Origin of the sequence: Paenibacillus sp. FSL R7-0273, from assembly GCF_000758625.1 — a bacterium.
Taxonomy (GTDB): Bacteria; Bacillota; Bacilli; order Paenibacillales; family Paenibacillaceae; genus Paenibacillus_AQ.
This window is the reverse complement of the sequence record NZ_CP009283.1, coordinates 5,489,471-5,508,148: the sequence shown is the minus strand read 5'-3', so window position 1 is coordinate 5,508,148 and position 18,678 is coordinate 5,489,471. Positions and strand designations below refer to the sequence as shown.

The window sequence follows — 18,678 nt, the reverse complement described above, 5'->3', positions numbered from 1 at the left end:
CCCCCTGTGGACATACATGTAATACATGTAGCCCGGGGAGGTAATAAGCTTATGGATTCCATCGTTTTACTTGGGGAAATATTGATGATTAATCTTGTGCTGAGCGGGGATAATGCGATGGTGATCGCGATGGCCAGCAAAAATCTGCCGGAAAAGCACAGGAAGCTGGCGGTCTGGTGGGGGGCGGCAGGAGCAGTAGCTCTGCGCTGCGTGCTGACCTTTGCCGCAGTGCTGCTGCTTAAAATTCCTTATATCCAGGCAGGCGGAGGAATTCTGCTGCTGTGGATTGCCTTCAAGCTGCTGCTGGAGGAAGAGGATGAGGTTACGGTCCGCGATGAGGGCTCAAGCGTATGGAAATCGATCCGGACCATTCTGCTGGCCGACTTTATTATGAGCCTTGATAATGTTCTGGCTATTGCCGGGGTAGCAAAGGGGGATCTCGCCCTGATTGTTATCGGGATCATGCTCAGTATTCCGATTGTCGTGTGGGGAAGCGGCATTATTGTCGGCTGGCTGCACCGTTTTCCGGTTCTGGTCTATATCGGTGCGTTCATTCTTGCCCATACAGCCGGGGATATGCTGCTGCAGGATGCCAAGTTCGGGCTGGTGGTCTCGTTCTTCCTGCCGTCCTATCATACGCTTCTTCCGCTCGCGCTGGGTATAATAGTTGTACTGACAGGCGCATTCAGGAAAAGGCTGGTATCGGCCTGACCGGAAGCGGCAATAATGAAGGCTGTGCCCAAAGCGGGATAAGCTGGGTGCAGCCTTTTTGCTGTGCCGGGGAAGGTGCGGTATTTACCGCCGGGAAAAAGCTGCTGAATGATGGCGTTTTATGGCTGTTTCAGCTAAAATATAAAAGAAATCCAGTGAAAAGAAGTGAACTTTGAAGGGATGGGTGAACAATGTCATCAAATAAAGACATGAAACTGGGGATATTCATAGCCGCCGCCGGCCTGATCATCTTGCTTGGGAAGCTGGGGGTATTCGGATTTCTCGGACGGGCTCTGTGGCCGCTCGTAATTCTGATTCCAGGCCTGTTCCTGCATGTGCTCTTCTTCAGCCGCCGTGCTTCAGCCGCTGTGCTGATTCCCGCCGGTATTCTGACGGTGTACGGTCTGCTGCTGGGCTTCTGCAATATGTGGGGCTGGGAATACATGCGCCATCTGTGGCCGGTGCTGCTGCTTGGCGTTGCTGTCGGACTTTATGAATATGCTTTTTATTCTGCTGGCCGGAACGGCGGGATTACAGCATTTGCCGTCATTCTCGGTGTACTGAGCCTAGTGCTGCTGGTGTTCAGCATGATCGGTACAGGAGTGTTCTATTTGCTTGGTATCTTGCTGGTGGCTGCCGGAATCTGGCTGATGCTGGGCCGCAGGAAGCAGGGAAGCCGCAAAAAGTGGAACGGCGGCTGGTAATCAGACTGTATCAACTAGAAAATTTACACGGAGCTGGAAATCGTTTTTTCATAAAAAGACTTGCTTTTCATGGTGCTTTCACTATAGAATTAAGAAATGTTGGAGCGTCGGCTTTCTGCCAGGCGCTTCTTTTGTGAGATTGCCGTGACATGCCATGAATTTAAACATTTTTAATTTGATAAATGAGAGGATTTGGATACAAATCATGCATTCAAGAACAGAAATCCGCAATATCGCGATTATTGCCCACGTTGACCATGGTAAAACAACACTTGTCGATCAGCTGCTGCAGCAATCCGGTATTTTCAGCGCCCACGAAACCCTGCAGGAACGTGCTATGGACTCCAACGATCTGGAGCGGGAACGCGGAATTACCATCCTTGCCAAAAATACTGCAATTACCTATAAAGAATTCCTGATCAACATCGTAGATACCCCGGGCCATGCTGACTTCGGCGGCGAAGTGGAACGGATTATGAAGATGGTTGACGGCGTACTGCTCGTTGTTGATGCTTATGAAGGCTGCATGCCGCAGACGAAATTCGTTCTGCGCAAAGCGCTGGAGCAGAACCTGACTCCAATCGTGGTTGTGAATAAAATTGACCGTCCGGCTGCCCGTCCAAAGGAAGTTATTGACGAGGTTCTGGACCTGTTTATTGAGCTTGAAGCAAACGATGAGCAGCTGGAGTTCCCGGTTGTGTATGCTTCCGCACTTAACGGCACATCAAGCCTTGATCCTGAGAAGCAGGATGATAACATGCAGGCTCTTTATGACACCATCACTAAATACATCCCGTCCCCAACCGAAAAGGTTGACGAGCCGCTGCAGTTCCTGGTAACCCTGATGGACTACAATGAATATCTGGGACGTATCGCTGTCGGACGTGTTAACCGCGGTGTGATCAAGCAAGGCCAGTCCGTAACGGTCATTATGCGCGACGGTAAGAGCAAAACCGCCCGTATTGAGAAGCTGTTCGGCTTCCAGGGCCTGAAGCGTGTTGAAACGGAAGAAGCCGGTGCAGGCGATATCGTTGCGATTGCCGGAATCAAGGACATCAACATCGGTGAAACGATTGCCGATCCGGCTAATCCGGAAGCACTGCCGGTTCTTAAGATTGATGAGCCTACTATGCAAATGACCTTCCTCGTGAACAACAGCCCGTTCGCAGGTAAAGAAGGTAAATGGGTAACTTCCCGTAAACTGCGTGAGCGTCTGTTCAAAGAGCTTGAAACAGATGTCAGCCTTCGTGTAGATGAAACAGACAGCCCGGATGCCTTTATCGTATCCGGACGCGGTGAGCTTCACCTCGGGATTCTGATTGAGAATATGCGCCGTGAAGGCTATGAGCTTCAGGTTTCCAAGCCGGAGGTTATCGTGAAGGAAATCGACGGAGCCAAGATGGAGCCGCTTGAGCGCCTGCTGATTGATATTCCGGAAGAGAGCATGGGTTCTGTTATGGAGAGCCTTGGAACGCGCAAAGCCGAAATGGTTAACATGATCAACAACGGTACCGGACAGGTGCGTCTGGAATTCCTGATTCCTGCACGTGGCCTGATCGGCTACAATACACACTTCCTGACCCTGACACGCGGTTACGGTGTAATGAACCACGCGTTCGACAGCTATGCTCCGCTGATCGGCGGACAGGTTGGCGGACGTCACCAGGGCGTGCTGGTATCCAGCGAAACCGGGACAACTACGTTCTACGGCATGATCGGTGTTGAAGACCGCGGTATCCTGTTCCTTGAGCCGGGTGCTGACATCTACGAAGGTATGATCGTTGGTGAACATACCCGTGACAACGACATTATCGTTAACATCTGTAAGGAAAAAGCACTGACCAACGTGCGTTCCGCTACCAAGGATGAAACGGTAAAAATGAAAACTCCGCGCCTGTTCTCACTGGAAGGTGCGCTTGAGTACCTGAATGACGATGAATATTGCGAAATTACGCCTAAGTCGGTACGTCTGCGCAAGAAGATCCTGAACAAGGGTGAGCGCGAGCGTGCAGAGAAGCAGCGTAAGCAGGCTCAAGCAAGCCAGGCCTAAGCTGACCTTTAAAGCCGCCGGATGAGTAATCCGGCGGCTTTTCTGCGTCCTCCGGTGATTGCTTAAATTTAAGGATTAATAACGGCAGGGATGCTATAATGTAAGCGACATTTATTTCCGGGAGGAGTGACGGCTGTGCAGAGCTGGTTCGCTGATCATCCGATAGTCGCTTATATCGTTATTTTTGTATTGCTGACTTTTGTGTATAACCGTGTCTTCCGTGTGAATCAAAAGCTTTCGCCCGGCAAGGAGGTTGTGCTGTATCTGATGATGGCGCTCGGCTCCGGCATGCTGCTGATCTTTCAGCACGACAAGCTGCCGATCATCCAGTGCCTGCTGGTTGCAGTTGGGCTTATGCTGCTGGTAAGGGTCCGCTATCTGATTGAGGCCCGGCAGAAGCGGAAGGCTGCAGCGGGGGACAAACCCCGGTAACCGCAACTTTTGTATTCTGATTTCGTCTATGTTAATAGCTTGAACCAAATCCATGTGAACTGAAAAGGACTTTACTCCATTATGAATAACAGCAAGGGAAGCCTGCCTCCAAGAGCAAACGGACCACAGGGGAACAGAGGCCAACAGAACCGGACTGCCCCGCAAAAGAAAACAAATAAGAAAAAAGTTAAAAAACGCGGATTTTTTGCAAGACTGGCCAGAATGCTGCTGACGCTGCTGCTGATAGCAGTGGTTGGCGGACTCGGGTACGCGGGATATCTGTACTATAAGTTTGAGAAAGGCGGCTTTGGTACGGATCAGGCTGTCGACAGCGGCCAGCTCGCCTCGGCGAAGCCGCTGACCATGCTGCTGCTCGGCACGGACAACCGCCCGCAGCATCCCTCCAATCTGACGGATGTTATTATGGTCGCTGCACTTAATCCTAAGACAGAATCAGCAACCGTGGTTTCACTGCCCCGTGATACGTATGTGGAGCTGAGCGGCTATAAGAAGAATAAGATCAATGCCTATTACGCGCGCTTTAAGGGCAAAGAGGACACCTCGGGTATCTCTGCCGGAGATGAGATGAAGACGATGATGGGCAAATATCTGGGCATTGACATCGACTATGTCACGGTGCTTGATTTTCAGGGCTTCCGGGACATTGTGGATGAGCTTGGCGGGGTAGATGTGAATATCAGCGCCGATATGTGTTATACCGACAGTGTCGATGGTACAGATATCAATCTCAAAAAAGGACCGGCCCAGCTGGACGGCGATGACGCGCTTGACTATGTCCGGTACCGTAAGTCCAACTGCAGCCCGAAAACAGCGGCTTCAGATGATTTTGACCGCAACAAGCGCCAGAATGAGGTGCTGAACGGTCTGGTCGGACAGATGCAGTCACTGGGCGGCGTGCTCAAAATCGGCAATGTAATGGATGCAGTCGGCAGCAATTTGACTACAGATATTGAGAATGAGCAGATCAAGAGCATGATTGCTACCTACTGGAAGATTTCCAAAGAGAATATCGCTTTCGTTCCGGTGACCGGAACCTGGCGCAGCCCGTATGTATATATTAACGATACAGAGCTGGAGAATGCCAAGAAAAGCCTGCAGGATACGCTGGCTGGAACAGCAGACACTTCCGGGACACCCTGAGCGCGTATGGTAACATCTCGAAATTGAATGCAAGTTTAGGCGTGTGCTATAATATAATAAATTGAATGCACATTTGCCGCATAGGGGGCCTGTACTTATGTCCGAAGCCGTTGCTCAGCTCAATGAATCCCTGCTATCGATGCTGCAATCGGAAACGTTTGTTCTTCTTAACACGGTGGATGCGGAATCCGGCGGACCAACGTCCACGGCCATATCCTGGATTTATGCCGTGAGCCCTTCTGTCGTGCGCCTGGCGGTCGACCACCGCTCGAGGCTGGTAAACAACATGAAGGTGAACCCGCTTGTGACCATTACGGTGTTTGGCGAGGGGACTGTTCATGCCATTAACGGGCGCGCTGCTGTAAGGCAGGATCCGCTGCAGGATGTTCCCTTTAAGATGTGCTGCTTTGATGTTGAAATTGAAGCGGTCCGCAATGCGCTTTTTTATGGCGCTGCGCTTGAATCCGCCCCGAAATATGCCAAGGTATACGATGCACGTGCGGCTGAGAAGCTGGACGGACAAGTGTTTGCCGCCATGCAAAAAGCCCAGTGATCATCTCACTAGGCTTTTTTTGTCCACTCTTTATACCAATATAAGGGAGTGATTCAGCGGCGAAGCTTCTACTGATTGTTGCTTTGGGGCTTAGTATCCTCAGGAAGCTGCGGGATAATCCGGCCGATGATGTCCGCCATTTCAGAGGCGAAGCCGGAGATCGGGTTACCCTGCGAGATATGGCGGCTCATATCATTCAGCCGGCCTGACAGATCCATATCGGCTGTCACCAGTGCCTTAACGCCGCGGGGATCCTTGCGGATAGCCTCGGCCACCGAATATTTAATGCTTCCTACCCGGGAACGTTCCAGTGCCCCGTCAACATCAATGCCGACTACGGCCAGATTGTTTATGACGACACAGTGGGCTCCGTTTACACCGGGAACTCTTTTAGCCAGCTGCTCGAAATGATCCTTCAGTGCAACATCACTGCTGTCCTGTACGTCCGAAGGTTGTCCGGCAACGGAACCATTGCTGTAATTGAGGCCTGCACCGTTGTCATTTGACAGCTGCTGCACCTCATGCTCCCCCTGGCTGCTTAACACTTCAGGCGACTGTTTACTCTGAGGAGAGGGTGATGACTCTTTATTAGCGATACCGCAGCTTGTCAGCAGCAGCAGTACCAGCAACAGACACATTGATTTTCTCATATGGAATACTCCTTTCAGTCAAAAATCAGTACTTTACCTTATGTTGCCCTTGCTGAAAAGAGTTATGTATGATCAATCAAACCAGGCGCTGTGGAGGGGATATCATGAAAAAGATATTTGTACTAGACACTAACGTGCTCTTGCACGACCCCAATTCGATCTTTGCGTTTAAGGAGAATGAAGTAGTCATTCCGGCTGTAGTTCTGGAAGAAATCGACTCCAAGAAGCGCAACGCCGATGAAATCGGCCGCAACGCCCGCACCGTGTCACGCTTGTTAGACGGACTCCGTGAGCTGGGCCACTTACACAGTGGAGTAGTGCTTGAGCACGGAGGCACGCTGAAGGTGGAGCTGAACCACCGCAGCTTCGTAAAGGTACAGGAAATGTTCGGGGAGGTCTCCAACGACAACCGGATACTGGCTGTAGCGCTTAATTATCTCCTGGAGGAGAATGAAAAAGCTGAACCGCGCCCTGTGGTACTCGTAAGTAAAGATGTGCTCGTCCGCATCAAAGCGGATGTGCTTGGAATAACGCCGGAGGATTATTTGTCCGACCGCACCGGTGACCTGAATGAGCTCTATTCCGGCTATCAGTCCCTGCTGGTTCATCCTTCACTGATTGATGAATATTACAGCAACCGTTCCTTGTCCGTGAAGCAGCTTAACCTGTCGTTCAAGCTCTATCCGCATGAATTTGTTATTTTGAAGGATGAGATCGGCAGCGGCAAATCGGCATTGCTAAAAGTAAACGGAGATGCTTCAAGGCTTGAGCCGCTCTATCTCGGCAACGACGCAGTCTGGGGCATCAGCGCCCGTAACGCCCAGCAGCGGATGGCGCTTGAGCTGCTCTTGAATGAGGATATCCCGCTCGTTACCATCACCGGTAAGGCGGGTACAGGCAAGACACTGCTGGCCCTGGCCGCCGGACTGTTCAAGGTGGAGGATGAGCACCGCTACAAAAAACTGCTGATCGCCCGTCCGGTAGTTCCGATGGGCAAGGATATCGGTTATCTGCCGGGCGAGAAGGATGAGAAGCTCCGGCCATGGATGCAGCCGATTTACGATAACCTGGAGTTCCTGTTCGATACCAAAAAAGCCGGGGACATCGATAAAATACTGATGGGCCTGGGCAGTATCCAGGTTGAGGCGCTCACCTATATCCGCGGGCGCTCCATTCCGTCGCAGTTCATTATTATCGATGAGGCGCAGAATCTCTCCCGCCATGAGGTGAAGACAATTGTCTCCCGTGCCGGCGAGGGCAGTAAGGTCATCCTTATGGGCGACCCCGAGCAAATCGACCATCCGTATCTGGATGCGGCCAGCAATGGCCTCAGCTATATCGTTGAAAAGTTCAAGCAGGAGGGCATCAGCGGCCATATCACTCTGGAAAAGGGCGAGCGTTCGCGCCTGGCCCAGCTGGCTGCCGATCTGCTGTAAATACATGCAGCCCCCGGGCAAGGCCCGGGACTGCATACACAAAAGCCGGGAGGGGACCAGCCTCCCGGCTTTTACCTGCCCGCCGCAGCGCGGGGCGGGGGTTATTTTTCTGTTCCCCGAGAGTAGTGTAGCGGAGTGAGCGGAATTGTTCTGGAGAAGCGGCAGCGTTCGCCTTTGTCCCCGGATTGCTTCCATAAATTCAAATCAAACACAATCCGGGGACAACAGCGATCGGAAGTACAATCCGCACGCGGAGCGGCCTGGCTCTCAATACAGATTTTAATACCTGCCCCGTCACATATATAATAGAAAGAGAACGTTTTCAAAGCCCCCGAAGACAACCACCGCAACATCTGGTAAAATAGGGAAGGATCATTAGCGGGGAGGGACAGAAACATGCTAAAACGCAAAAACTATTGGCTGCTGTTCGCAGTATTGCTGCTGGCGCTGACAAGCTTGTCGCCAAGCATGGAGCTGGACACCACGGAGGGAAATAATCCGCCAAGACAGCCCCAGCGGCTGTCCCAGCAGCCGGATTCCGGGGATAAAAATAATGTAAGCAGTCTGAACATCCGGGTATCCATGAGCAGCGGGGAGCTAAAGGCGCTGCAGCGGATCAGCAGCAACTATACGCTGTCCACCGGAATCCAGGTACTGATCAGCAATGTAGACAATGAAGAAAATGCCGTTATGCTCAAGCAGGAGCTGGCGACAATGGAGAGTCCCGACATTATCATGACCGACGGACGGAATATCGCAGATCTGGCGACGCGCGGTTATCTGCTGCCGGTGGATGTCTATCAGAGCGTGCCGGGCAGTGCGCCGCTGACCGTGCTGATTCCGCAAATGCAGTGGAACGGCTATGACTGGGGGATTCCGCTGGATATAGACCCTTATGTGCTTGTATATTCGCCGCAGCGGCTGACTGAATTAGGCTTTGCTGAACCGCCGGCTAGCCTGGAGGAATGGAGCGGGCTGCTGAATCAGCTGCGCGCAGAGCAGGAGCAGAATCCGGACGCAGAGCAGTACCTGCTGGCTATGGACAGCCGTAACGCATACGGGTTCTCCGCTCTGCTTGCGAGCATGGGGCTGAGCATGGAGGCGGATTATACGGCTGCGCTGGACTGGGTGCAGATTGCCCGCAGTTATTTCTATTTAAGCAGCCGCTTCAATACAGAGCTATGGGATATGCTTCAGAGCGGCAGGCTGGCCCTGGCTGTGCTTCCGCTGTCTGAGTGGCAGATGAACGGCAATGCAGCACTTGCCGTCAAGGCTCCGGCCGGAGTGCCCGGCACCGCATATGAGGCGGTGCACAGCCGGTTTTTTGCACTCCCTGCAGGCTCAGCCAATCCGGAAACTGCGGTGAACTGGCTGGCTTATATTACCTCTGCTACAGCACAGCTGGAATGGCTGGAGAATACGAACCGGCTGCCGGCGCTGGAGGAACTGTACAAATCAGCGCAGCCGGAGCTTGCTGATCTTCCTTTTGACACAGACCGGCTCTTGGCGGAGGAGGACATTACGGTACAGCCGTCAGACGGCAGCTGGGATGCTGTTTCCTCAGCGGTAACCCTGCTGCTGACCGGCAAGCTGGATGCTGCGGGATATAAGGAGGCAACGGGAATTGGCTCAGAATGAGATGGAGAGCTTGACATACAGCACACCATCTCTGCTGTCGACCTCATCTGCATGCAGAAACGAGACGATTTTACCGGGATAGAAGCCGAGATCGAATTCATCCTCCAGCTCCCGGCGGGTCGTTTCCGGCAGCTCCAGTCCGTTAAATACCACATTGTCGATATGGAACATCAGACCGTTAACCGGCTCTTCCTGGATCGTGTAGCGACCGGTAAGCGTAAGCGTTAGACCGCCGCTCGCGCCTGAAGCGATGACATTGCCGTTATCGAACCGGAAGCTGAAATCTTTGAACAGTGTATTTTGCGAGACCAGGAAGCTGTTCAGATCCTCTTCCTTCAAAGCCAGCGTATAGGTCATCCCCTTGCGGGTCAGAACACCGTCACGCCCCTGGACGAACTGGGGGAGCCGGTTCATGGCCGATGACAGCGCCTTAAAATAAGTTTTTACCTCATGCAGTCCGATGTTCTCCCAGTATCTCGTAAATTCATTCAGAAGAGCGCTCATGCTTTCCGGATCACTGCTGGACCTGATGCCGCCTTCGATCTCCTCATTCAGCGCCGCGACCCGCACCTGCTGCTCCAGAAGTGCGCTTTTGAGCTCCTCCAACTCTTTCGAGCTGCGCTCGGCAGCCGTAAGTGTTGCCTTCAGATCCTTATATTCCCCTTCATATTGCCTCAGAATATCATGATCCCGTCCGATAATAATCTCGTAATAATCATACAGGGCAAGCACTCGGCTGATGCTTTTGGCTGACAGTACAGCTGCGAGCAGCCCGTCCCTTTCACCCATATAATAAGAACGGACAATGGCGCCTGCACGCTCCTGCTGGCCGGATATAGCGGTTTGCTTGGTGGCAGCCTGCTTTGTCAGCTCTGCGGCCTTTTGCTCCAGTACAGCCTGCTCGGCAGTTATTCTGGTGATTTCTTTTTCGATTTCGGCAGAGGAGAGCGTCTGCTCCAGCAGCCTGCGCGTTTCTTCATTATCCGGGAAGGAGGGCGGAGGGGCTGCTGCAGAGCCGTTACCTGCCGACAGGTAAGCCGCCTGCGGCGGCAGAAGTACAGTAAGTGAAATAAGGATGGCCAGGGTTACGAAGCTTCGGATTGCCTTGTTGCGGGAGAGCACTACATCACCACCTTTTGCAGAATATCTGTATGTACTATTACTATGTTTTGTCCTGTTAAAATATCATACCCTGTTTTCCCGCAGGAGCACACAAAATAACCCCACAAAGTGGGGCTTTAGCAGGGAAGGCTGATTCATTTATGATTATCCCGTTGCAGAAGAAGTTACAGCGGCAGCCCCATCTGAAAGACCGTCCAGTAGCTGAAGCCCGTGAAGGTTACGATCATATAGCCCCAGAAGAGCAGAATATACGTTTTCTCCGTGAATTTCATATAACCCAGTACAACAAAGAATGCTGTTTGTAAAAAGAAGAGCAGAGCCATTTCCGTTAAATCCCCGGCGAAGGCCATGAGCCCGATGGTGAGCGTGAAGAATCCCAATACGCGGAACATACGGTCCAAGAGAGTATCCCCCTTCTTAGAAATGATTCCCCAAAAGTGCTTCATTGGATCTATTATAACTTCCTGATAAAAAACTGTAAACGAATTCATTGAAGAAAATGTTTATTTTTATAATAAATATGATTTTTGTAATTGACTTATTCTTTCGTGGGAAAATATAGCGCCCTGAGTATGATGTGTAAACAAAATGGAAATACAATTTAGTATCAAATAGATTCTATGAACTCTAGCAGAGGCATAGAAATGGAGTAAGCAGCTTTTATCCTATTCACTGTCCGGCGGAGCTGCCGGTTATGAGGATGGTTATTTTAAGATGTTGTTAGGAGGGTTAGGCTTTATGACAGCCGTTAGACAGGATGCTTGGAGTGCGGAAGATGATTTGATATTGGCCGAAATAACGCTGCGTCATATCCGGGAGGGCAGTACCCAGCTTGCCGCTTTTGAAGAGGTGGGTGAAAAGATCGGCAGAACCTCGGCTGCCTGCGGATTCCGCTGGAACAGCTGTGTCCGGAAAAGCTATGAGGATGCCATCGGCATCGCAAAGGGCCAGCGCCAGAAGCGGAGCTATCTGAAAAAGCAGCCGGTAAACAGAGGGGCGCAGGTTGCCGGTCTGATTCTGGGAGACATTGAAGAAGAATACGGACGAAGTGACAATTTAAATGAAAGCTCGTTATCCATTGATGCGGTCATCCGGTTTTTGAGACAGTGGAAGGGGACCTTTCAGGAGGCAGGCCGCCAGCTGAAAATGCTGGAGCGTGATCTCCGGGATAAAGAGGATGAGCTGCTGGAGCTCCGGTCAGAAAATGAGCGGCTGTCTAAAGAAGTGAATCTGGCTCAAAGTGATTACCGGGTAGTGAATGATGATTACAAGGCGCTGATCCAGATTATGGACCGTGCACGCAGGCTGGCGTTCCTTAATGAAGAAGAGGAAGAAATGAAAACCAGATTTAAAATGGATGCAAACGGAAATTTGGAGCGGATGGAATAGCCGACTTTCCTTGTAAAAGCTGCGGACGAATGCCGAAAGGCAGGCGTCAGGCGGCTTTTATTTATTTTGCAATTAGGGGCAGCAGCAGGCTATAATGGGGGAAATTATTGGAAGGATGGCTAAACGGCGTGAAAATAGACATTATCGGTGCAGGCTCAATAGGCTTGCTGCTTGCAGGAAAACTGATCCATGCCGGCTATGACGTCAGAATATGGTGCCGGAGCAGGGAGCAGTCCGATGCACTCCGCAAGGAAGGATTGACCGTCAGCTATGAGGACGGAACTGAGCCTGTGTTTGTGAAGGGAACCGCATTCACTGCTTCTGCGGCAGAGGCCTTCGCGGAGACTTATCTGCGTGAGCCCGGGGAATGGGTGGCGGTAACACTCAAGCAGCAGGCGTTTCATAGCGAGCTGCCGGATATGTTAAAGAATCTTGCTGGCGTCAGGCTGCAGGCGGTCTGCTTTCAGAACGGATCCGGCCATCTGGAGAAGCTCCGGGAGCTGCTTCCGCATGCCTCTGTATGGGCGGCTGTAACTACTGAAGCGGCCAAACGGAAAACATTAACGGAGGTCATTCATACCGGAAGAGGAGAAGTATACATAGGGCAGGAAACGGCTGGCTATACTATTGCTGAAACGGACAGGCAGTTTCCGGAAGGGGCGGCGGGAAGTTTCACGGATGCGCTCCTGGCAGCAGGATTCTCCGCCTCTATGTCGAACAAAGTGAATACCCTGATTTACCGGAAGCTCTTAATCAATGCCGTAATCAATCCGCTAACTGCGGTGTGGCGCATACAGAACGGCGAGCTCCTGGCCTCAGACCAGCGGGTCCGGCTGATGAAAGAGCTCTACGCCGAAGCGGTAGCTGTATATGATGCCTGCGGAATTGACTATGAGGCGGATGCCTGGGAGCATATTACCCGGGTATGCCGGGCAACCTCGGGCAATACCTCCTCCATGCTGGCCGATGTGCTTGCCGGAAGGAGAACGGAAATCCGCTGGATTAACGGAAGTATTGTGGATTTAGCCGAGCGCCGGGGAATTCAGGTACCACTGCACCGCTGGATTTGCCAGCTTGTCGAAGGCATGAGTGCGAGAGAGAGGTGAAGCTGATTGGAGCTGCTGCAAAATTCATTTGTCATATTGGGCGTCATCCCGGTTGTTCCATTTTTAATCGTTTATTTTATCGGAACGGGGCTCAAACAGGATAGGAAACGAACATTAATGCTGGCAATGGATGTGACTACCCTTTTTTTATTGCTTTCTGTTTCAGCATTATTCAATATTCTGTTTGATGTAAGATTCGGGTTTTATTTTATACTACTTATTGTATTAATATCCGCCGGACTGATTGGCGGCGCACAGAATCGCCTTAAGGGAAAGGTTGACGGAAGGCGTTTATTCCGGGCGGTTTGGCGGCTGTCGTTCTTCTTTTTATGTGTCCTGTACATTCTTTTTTTGTTTATAGTCCTTATACAATACATATCACAAGCGATGTAATGTTCCACTGCTCCGGTGAAGCGTCACTGTCACAAAATTTTCTGTTTTTAAAAAAAATGTGTTTTCAGAAAATATTGCTCTAGATTTTTTTGACCACTGGTTGTATAATCATAAACCATATACCACATTCTATTTAGGGGGAACTGCTAGATGAAAAAGAGTAAAAGTCTTTTGCTCATGATTGCATTGGTTCTTGTAATCGGTACAGTACTTGCCGGTTGCGGAAGTAACAACAATGCAAACAGCGGCAACGCAGCGGCGACTAATGCGCCAAGTGACAATGCTGGAACGAACACAGGTAACACCGGTGATGAAAAGCTGGCTGCTGACCAGACGCTTAGAATTAACCTGAGCGCAGAGCCGCCAACATTTGACCCTGCATTGGCTCAAGACAGCCAAGCAAACACTGTCCTGAAAACAATGTACGAAGGCTTGACTCGTATGAACGATGAAAGCGGACAAGCAGAACCTGGTATTGCTGAAAGCTGGGATGTTTCCGCTGACGGTCTGGTATATACCTTTAAGCTCCGCGATGCAGTATGGAGCAACGGCGACGCTGTAACATCTGAAGATTTCGTTCGCGCTTGGAAACGCGTGCTCGATCCTAACGCAGAATCTGCAGCTCCTTACGCTTACCAATTGTACTACCTGAAAAACGCTGAAGCTTTCTACAATAAAGAAGTTACTGACTGGAACGAAGTAGGCGTTAAGGCTGTTGACGAAAAAACGCTTGAAGTTACTTTGAAGGCACCAACTCCTTACTTCCTTGGATTGCTGTCCTTCTACACTTACTACCCTGTACACGCATCTGTTGAGGGTAACGCTACTTGGGCAACCAGCAAAGACACTATGATCACTAACGGTGCATTCACACTGACCGAGTGGACTACTGGACAATCCCTGCAGGTATCTAAGAACGATAAATATTGGGATGCTGCATCCATTAAACTTAGCAAAATCGACTTCACACTTGTTAACAGCGGCGCTACTGAGCTGCTGAGCTACAAGAATGGTGAACTTGACCGCGCTGGCGGTCCTACAGGAGAAATTCCTTCTGACCAGATTCCTATCGTAGAAAAAGAACTTCCTAACGAGTTCAACCGTAAAGGTATCGCTTCTGTTTACTACTATGAATTCAACGTTACTGAGAAACCTTTCTCTAACGCTAAAATCCGTAAAGCCCTGTCCATGGCTATCAACCGTCAGCTTCTGATTGACAATGTTACCCAGGGCGGACAGCTGCCTGCATTCGGCTTCGTACCTCCGGGTATCGCTGGTGCTGACGGCGAATTCCGTAGCGCAGTTGCTGACAGCTACTTCACTGAAGATGTAGAACAAGCTAAGACATTGCTTGCTGAAGGTCTGAAAGAAGAAGGAATTACTGCACTGCCTACTTTCGAACTGACTTACAACACAAGTGAAGGCCACAAGAAAATTGCCCTGGCTATCGCTGACATGTGGAAACAAAACCTGGGCGTAGATGTACAGACTGTTAACCAAGAGTGGGCTGTATTCATCGAAAACCGTCAAAACCTGAACTACCAGGTTGCACGTGCAGGCTGGACTGCGGATTACAATGATCCAATGACCTTCCTTGATATGTGGGTAACTGGCGGCGGTAACAATGATACTGGTTACGCTAACCCAGAATACGACAAGCTGATCAACGATGCTAAAGCAAGCTCTGACCTGGCAGCCCGCCAAGAAATGTTTGCTAAAGCTGAGCAATTGCTGATTGGTGACGATCAGATTCTGATGCCTATCTACTACTACACTAACAACTCCCTGACTAAAGAGTACCTCAAAGGTGTAACTCTTGACTTCAGCGGTGCAATCGACCTGACTCGCGGCTACCTGCTCGAGCACTAAGAACAGAAACTTCAGTAAGCTGAACTGAATAGTTAGTTATCTGGAGTTTGCTATACACTTCGGGATATATATGTGGTATTCCATATATATCCCTTTTTTTTGCATTTCAGGCTTTTTGTTAATGTTTACTCGCATTTACAAAATTAGAAAATAGACAAACTGCCGTTTTTTGCATAAAATCAATTAGTGTGTCTAAAAAAAATGTCGAAGGAGGTGTTGATGGGGATGGTTCGTTATATTGCAAATAAGCTGTTCTACATGCTCGTATCGCTGTTTGTGCTTATTTCAGCAACCTTTTTCTTAATGAAAGCAATTCCGGGGGATCCGTTTACTTCCGAGAAAAAAGTTCCGCCGGAAATAAAAGCGCGTTTATATGAGCAATACGGTCTGGACAAGCCGCTCTATCATCAGTATTTTAAGTATTTGGGTGATGTTGCGCAGGGTGATCTGGGTGTATCCATGAAGCGTTTGAATCAGGATGTAACCCATTTGATCGGCCAGACGTTTTCAGCGTCCTTGAAGCTGGGAATTGTCGCAATCATTGTGTCGGTTATTGTCGGAGTGTTCCTCGGTATGATAGCCGCACTTTATCACCGGAAATTCCTGGACAGTGCTGCAATGGTTATTGCCGTGCTGGGGATTGCGGTTCCGAGCTTTGTTGTCGCGTCAGTACTGCAATATGTTCTCGCTTATAAATTCGGCTGGCTGCCGGTACAAGGCTTTAAGGGACCGCTCTATTATTTCCTGCCTGTAGCTGCATTATCTGCGCAGCCTATAGCCTTTATAGCCCGTCTGACCCGTTCCAGTATGCTTGAGGTACTGCATTCTGATTACATTAAGACAGCCAAAGCCAAGGGCTTGAGCTGGCCTGCAATTCTGAGCCGCCATGTGCTGCGTAACGGAATTCTGCCGGTTGTTACTTACCTGGGCCCAATGACTGCTAACGTTGTAACCGGTTCGGTTGTTATTGAGCAGATCTTTGGTATCGGCGGTATCGGCAAGCAGTTCGTGGAAGCGATCGGGGTCCGTGACTACACAGTCATTATGGGGATTACCATTTTCTACGGTGTACTGCTGATGGTCGCACGTTTCCTGACGGATATTGCCTATGTCTTTGTAGATCCACGGATCAAATTAAGCGGAGGAAAGGAGGGCTAAAGATTGGCATCTAATAAAGTGCTTGACACAAACCTGAAGCCGGAAGATTTCCGTAAAGTCGGAATTGATGAAAAGCAGGCAGAGGTCATTCAGCGTGAAAGCCTTTCGGCCTGGAGAGATTCCTGGGAGCGTCTGCGCCAGAACAAAATGGCGATGACCGCACTGGGTATTCTCGGCGTGATTGTACTGGCTGCTATCTTCGCACCGTATTTTTCTAAATTCAACTATTATTCCAATGACCTGTTGAACACAAACAAGCCCCCTTCAGCTGCGCATTTCTTTGGTACCGATGATCTGGGCCGTGATATCTTTGTCCGTACCTGGTATGGAGCACGAATCTCACTGATTGTTGGTGTGGCTGCAGCGGCGATTGACCTTCTGATCGGGGTTATCTACGGCGGTATTATGGGCTACTTCGGCGGCCGTGTGGATAACATCATGAACAAATTCTCAGAAATTCTGTATGCTATTCCTTACCTGCTGGTAGTTATTCTGCTGCTGGTTGTTATGGAGCCGAGCCTCGGAACTATTATCCTGGCTTTAACCATTACAGGCTGGATAAATATGTCCTGGATTGTGCGCGGTGAAATTATGCAGCTCAAAAACCGTGAATTCGTACTTGCTTCCCGCTCTATGGGTGCAGGCTCCAAGAGACTGCTGTTCCGGCATCTGCTTCCGAATGCGGTTGGTCCTATTATCGTAACGATTACTCTGTCAGTTCCGAATGCGATCTTTGCTGAAGCATTCCTGAGCTTCCTTGGTCTTGGTGTACAGGCTCCTATTTCTTCACTCGGATCGATGATCAACGACTCACTGACCGGCTGGCTGTACTACCCGTGGCGCTTCCTGTTCCCGGCTATCCTGGTAAGCTTGATCATGCTTTCCTTTAACATTTTTGGTGACGGCCTTCGCGATGCGCTTGATCCTAAACTGAAAAAGTAAGCAAGAGCATGTGACTTTGGAAAGTATTCGCGGTAAAGATATTGGCATATGAATGAATGACCCGATGACTTCTTTGAAACCCTGCGATCAAAGTGGGCAAACACATAACCGAAGTTTTGATCCAACATCAGAAAATGTCAGCGGCCGAAGCGAAGAGGCAAGGTATTGAGATGCTGCCGGGACCGGCGGGCATCAAAAATGCTGAGGCTCGCGTTAACCAATATCTCCACGAAACCGAAAGAAGGGGGAGCCGCTGATTCCGTTCAGCGGTATTCCCCGGATCAGATTAAACAGCCGGCCGGCTGACCTTTCGCTGCACGTTGCAGCGGTGCAATGTATGCATGCAGACAGAACGGCCCCGGCACCACAGAATTCAGCTTCCGCTTATGGCAGGCTGCTGGATTCTGCATTCGATGGCCAAGGAGGTGCAGTACGTTTGAGTAAGAACCTTATTGAAGTTGAAGGTCTTAAGAAGTATTTTAATGTAGGCAAAGGTAGAGTTCTTAAGGCTGTTGATAATATCAGTTTCTCTATCCGTGAGGGCGAAACCCTCGGGATGGTAGGTGAGTCCGGCTGTGGTAAAACTACTGCTGGCCGTACGGTTCTCCGTCTATATGAACCGACTGCCGGAAGCGTGAAATACAACGGTACCGACATTTACAAGCTGTCCGCGGGCAAGATGAAGACTATGCGCCGTGATATGCAGATGATCTTCCAGGATCCGTACGCATCGCTGAATCCGCGCTTTACGGTTTCGGATATCATCGGAGAAGCACTGGATATTCACGGTATGGCCGGAAGCCGTGCTGAACGCAAAAAACGGATTGAAGAGCTGCTGGATATGGTTGGCCTTAACCATGACCATGCTACCCGTTATCCGCATGAATTCTCCGGCGGACAACGCCAGCGTATCGGGATTGCCCGCGCACTTGCGGTTAATCCTAAATTCATCGTCTGTGATGAGCCGATTTCTGCACTTGACGTGTCGATCCAGGCACAGGTTGTCAACCTGCTGAAGGAGCTGCAGGACCGTCTGGGCCTGACTTACCTCTTCATCGCGCATGACCTGTCTATGGTTAAACACATCAGTGACCGCGTAGCGGTTATGTACCTGGGCAGAATGGTAGAGCTTGCAGAGAGTGAAGAGCTGTATGCCAATCCGCTGCATCCGTATACCAAATCGCTGCTGTCAGCGATTCCGGAGCCGGATCCGGAGGTTGAAGCGAACAAGAAGCGGATTCATTTGCATGATGAACTGGGCAGCCCGATTTTTGCGGCTGATCAAAAATCGAATGACAGCGACTTTGAGCTTGTGGAAGTATCCAAAGGTCATTTTGTTGCCAAAAAATTTGCTTAATTTACAC

Annotated in this window: 18 protein-coding genes; 15 read left to right on the top strand and 3 right to left on the bottom strand. The window is 50.3% G+C overall.

What is annotated here, in order from left to right:
- Nucleotides 1–51: 51 nt before the first annotated feature.
- From R70723_RS23780 to R70723_RS23755, 6 genes are all read left to right on the top strand, one after another.
- Nucleotides 52–711 carry a TerC family protein gene (locus R70723_RS23780; RefSeq protein WP_039876014.1) on the top strand — a complete coding sequence of 220 codons (660 nt, stop codon included), beginning with the start codon at nt 52–54 and terminating at the stop codon, nt 709–711.
- 191 nt (nt 712–902) lie between these two features.
- On the top strand, nt 903–1,415 hold the full coding sequence (locus tag R70723_RS23775; protein WP_039876011.1) for a hypothetical protein: 513 nt from the start codon (nt 903–905) through the stop codon (nt 1,413–1,415).
- 205 nt (nt 1,416–1,620) lie between these two features.
- The gene (gene typA, locus R70723_RS23770) at nt 1,621–3,465 is read left to right on the top strand and encodes a translational GTPase TypA (protein ID WP_039876009.1); all 1,845 of its coding nucleotides are present in this window, start codon (nt 1,621–1,623) and stop codon (nt 3,463–3,465) included.
- A 135-nt stretch (nt 3,466–3,600) separates the two neighbouring features.
- Nucleotides 3,601–3,897, top strand: a complete 297-nt coding sequence (locus R70723_RS23765; protein WP_039876008.1) for a YlaH-like family protein — start codon at nt 3,601–3,603, stop codon at nt 3,895–3,897.
- An 81-nt stretch (nt 3,898–3,978) separates the two neighbouring features.
- Nucleotides 3,979–5,058 carry an LCP family protein gene (locus R70723_RS23760; RefSeq protein WP_039876005.1) on the top strand — a complete coding sequence of 360 codons (1,080 nt, stop codon included), beginning with the start codon at nt 3,979–3,981 and terminating at the stop codon, nt 5,056–5,058.
- Between the two features lie 97 nt (nt 5,059–5,155).
- The gene (locus tag R70723_RS23755; protein WP_039876002.1) at nt 5,156–5,611 is read left to right on the top strand and encodes a PNPOx family protein; all 456 of its coding nucleotides are present in this window, start codon (nt 5,156–5,158) and stop codon (nt 5,609–5,611) included.
- A 68-nt stretch (nt 5,612–5,679) separates the two neighbouring features.
- Here the strand turns inward: R70723_RS23755 and R70723_RS23750 are convergent, their stop codons facing one another.
- Nucleotides 5,680–6,261: a YhcN/YlaJ family sporulation lipoprotein gene (locus R70723_RS23750; protein WP_039876000.1), complete on the bottom strand. Its 582-nt coding sequence runs from the start codon at nt 6,259–6,261 to the stop codon at nt 5,680–5,682.
- 104 nt (nt 6,262–6,365) lie between these two features.
- Between R70723_RS23750 and R70723_RS23745 the strand changes: the two genes are divergently transcribed.
- Nucleotides 6,366–7,697, top strand: coding sequence for a PhoH family protein (locus R70723_RS23745; protein WP_039875998.1), 1,332 nt, complete (start codon nt 6,366–6,368; stop codon nt 7,695–7,697).
- 396 nt (nt 7,698–8,093) lie between these two features.
- Nucleotides 8,094–9,335 (top strand): extracellular solute-binding protein, encoded by a 1,242-nt coding sequence (locus R70723_RS23740; RefSeq protein WP_039875996.1) that lies wholly within the window; start codon nt 8,094–8,096, stop codon nt 9,333–9,335.
- On the opposite strand, the gene R70723_RS23735 is transcribed toward R70723_RS23740, so the two are convergent.
- Nucleotides 9,327–10,457, bottom strand: a complete 1,131-nt coding sequence (locus R70723_RS23735; protein ID WP_039875994.1) for a coiled-coil domain-containing protein — start codon at nt 10,455–10,457, stop codon at nt 9,327–9,329. The two genes, R70723_RS23740 and R70723_RS23735, sit on opposite strands and share 9 nt — an antisense overlap.
- 164 nt (nt 10,458–10,621) lie before the next feature.
- Nucleotides 10,622–10,858, bottom strand: coding sequence for a DUF2626 domain-containing protein (locus R70723_RS23730; protein ID WP_039875992.1), 237 nt, complete (start codon nt 10,856–10,858; stop codon nt 10,622–10,624).
- 337 nt (nt 10,859–11,195) lie between these two features.
- On the opposite strand from R70723_RS23730, the gene R70723_RS23725 reads away from it, so the two are divergent.
- The 7 genes from R70723_RS23725 to R70723_RS23695 all read left to right on the top strand — a co-directional run bounded on the left by R70723_RS23725 (nt 11,196) and on the right by R70723_RS23695 (nt 18,671).
- Nucleotides 11,196–11,846: an RsfA family transcriptional regulator gene (locus tag R70723_RS23725; protein WP_039875991.1), complete on the top strand. Its 651-nt coding sequence runs from the start codon at nt 11,196–11,198 to the stop codon at nt 11,844–11,846.
- Nucleotides 11,847–11,953: 107 nt separating this feature from the next.
- Nucleotides 11,954–12,952, top strand: coding sequence for a ketopantoate reductase family protein (locus tag R70723_RS23720; protein WP_081957478.1), 999 nt, complete (start codon nt 11,954–11,956; stop codon nt 12,950–12,952).
- Nucleotides 12,953–12,958: 6 nt separating this feature from the next.
- Nucleotides 12,959–13,345 (top strand): DUF3397 domain-containing protein, encoded by a 387-nt coding sequence (locus R70723_RS23715; RefSeq protein ID WP_039875987.1) that lies wholly within the window; start codon nt 12,959–12,961, stop codon nt 13,343–13,345.
- 150 nt (nt 13,346–13,495) lie between these two features.
- Nucleotides 13,496–15,214, top strand: coding sequence for a peptide ABC transporter substrate-binding protein (locus R70723_RS23710; protein ID WP_039875984.1), 1,719 nt, complete (start codon nt 13,496–13,498; stop codon nt 15,212–15,214).
- A gap of 225 nt (nt 15,215–15,439) precedes the next feature.
- Complete coding sequence (locus tag R70723_RS23705; RefSeq protein WP_039879212.1) at nt 15,440–16,372, top strand: ABC transporter permease; 933 nt, start codon at nt 15,440–15,442, stop codon at nt 16,370–16,372.
- A gap of 3 nt (nt 16,373–16,375) precedes the next feature.
- Complete coding sequence (locus R70723_RS23700; protein ID WP_039875982.1) at nt 16,376–17,314, top strand: ABC transporter permease; 939 nt, start codon at nt 16,376–16,378, stop codon at nt 17,312–17,314.
- A 436-nt stretch (nt 17,315–17,750) separates the two neighbouring features.
- Complete coding sequence (locus R70723_RS23695) at nt 17,751–18,671, top strand: ABC transporter ATP-binding protein (RefSeq protein ID WP_039875979.1); 921 nt, start codon at nt 17,751–17,753, stop codon at nt 18,669–18,671.
- Nucleotides 18,672–18,678: the final 7 nt, after the last annotated feature.

Bases quoted from the DNA above. Each gene is read 5' to 3' on its own strand.
- R70723_RS23725 (WP_039875991.1), top strand. From the start codon at position 11,196: ATGACAGCCGTTAGACAGGATGCTTGGAGTGCGGAAGATGATTTGATA.
- R70723_RS23740 (WP_039875996.1), top strand. From the start codon at position 8,094: ATGCTAAAACGCAAAAACTATTGGCTGCTGTTCGCAGTATTGCTGCTG.
- R70723_RS23750 (WP_039876000.1), bottom strand. From the start codon at position 6,261: ATGAGAAAATCAATGTGTCTGTTGCTGGTACTGCTGCTGCTGACAAGC.
- R70723_RS23760 (WP_039876005.1), top strand. From the start codon at position 3,979: ATGAATAACAGCAAGGGAAGCCTGCCTCCAAGAGCAAACGGACCACAG.
- R70723_RS23775 (WP_039876011.1), top strand. From the start codon at position 903: ATGTCATCAAATAAAGACATGAAACTGGGGATATTCATAGCCGCCGCC.
- R70723_RS23710 (WP_039875984.1), top strand. From the start codon at position 13,496: ATGAAAAAGAGTAAAAGTCTTTTGCTCATGATTGCATTGGTTCTTGTA.
- R70723_RS23780 (WP_039876014.1), top strand. From the start codon at position 52: ATGGATTCCATCGTTTTACTTGGGGAAATATTGATGATTAATCTTGTG.
- R70723_RS23755 (WP_039876002.1), top strand. From the start codon at position 5,156: ATGTCCGAAGCCGTTGCTCAGCTCAATGAATCCCTGCTATCGATGCTG.
- typA (WP_039876009.1), top strand. From the start codon at position 1,621: ATGCATTCAAGAACAGAAATCCGCAATATCGCGATTATTGCCCACGTT.
- R70723_RS23745 (WP_039875998.1), top strand. From the start codon at position 6,366: ATGAAAAAGATATTTGTACTAGACACTAACGTGCTCTTGCACGACCCC.
- R70723_RS23705 (WP_039879212.1), top strand. From the start codon at position 15,440: ATGGTTCGTTATATTGCAAATAAGCTGTTCTACATGCTCGTATCGCTG.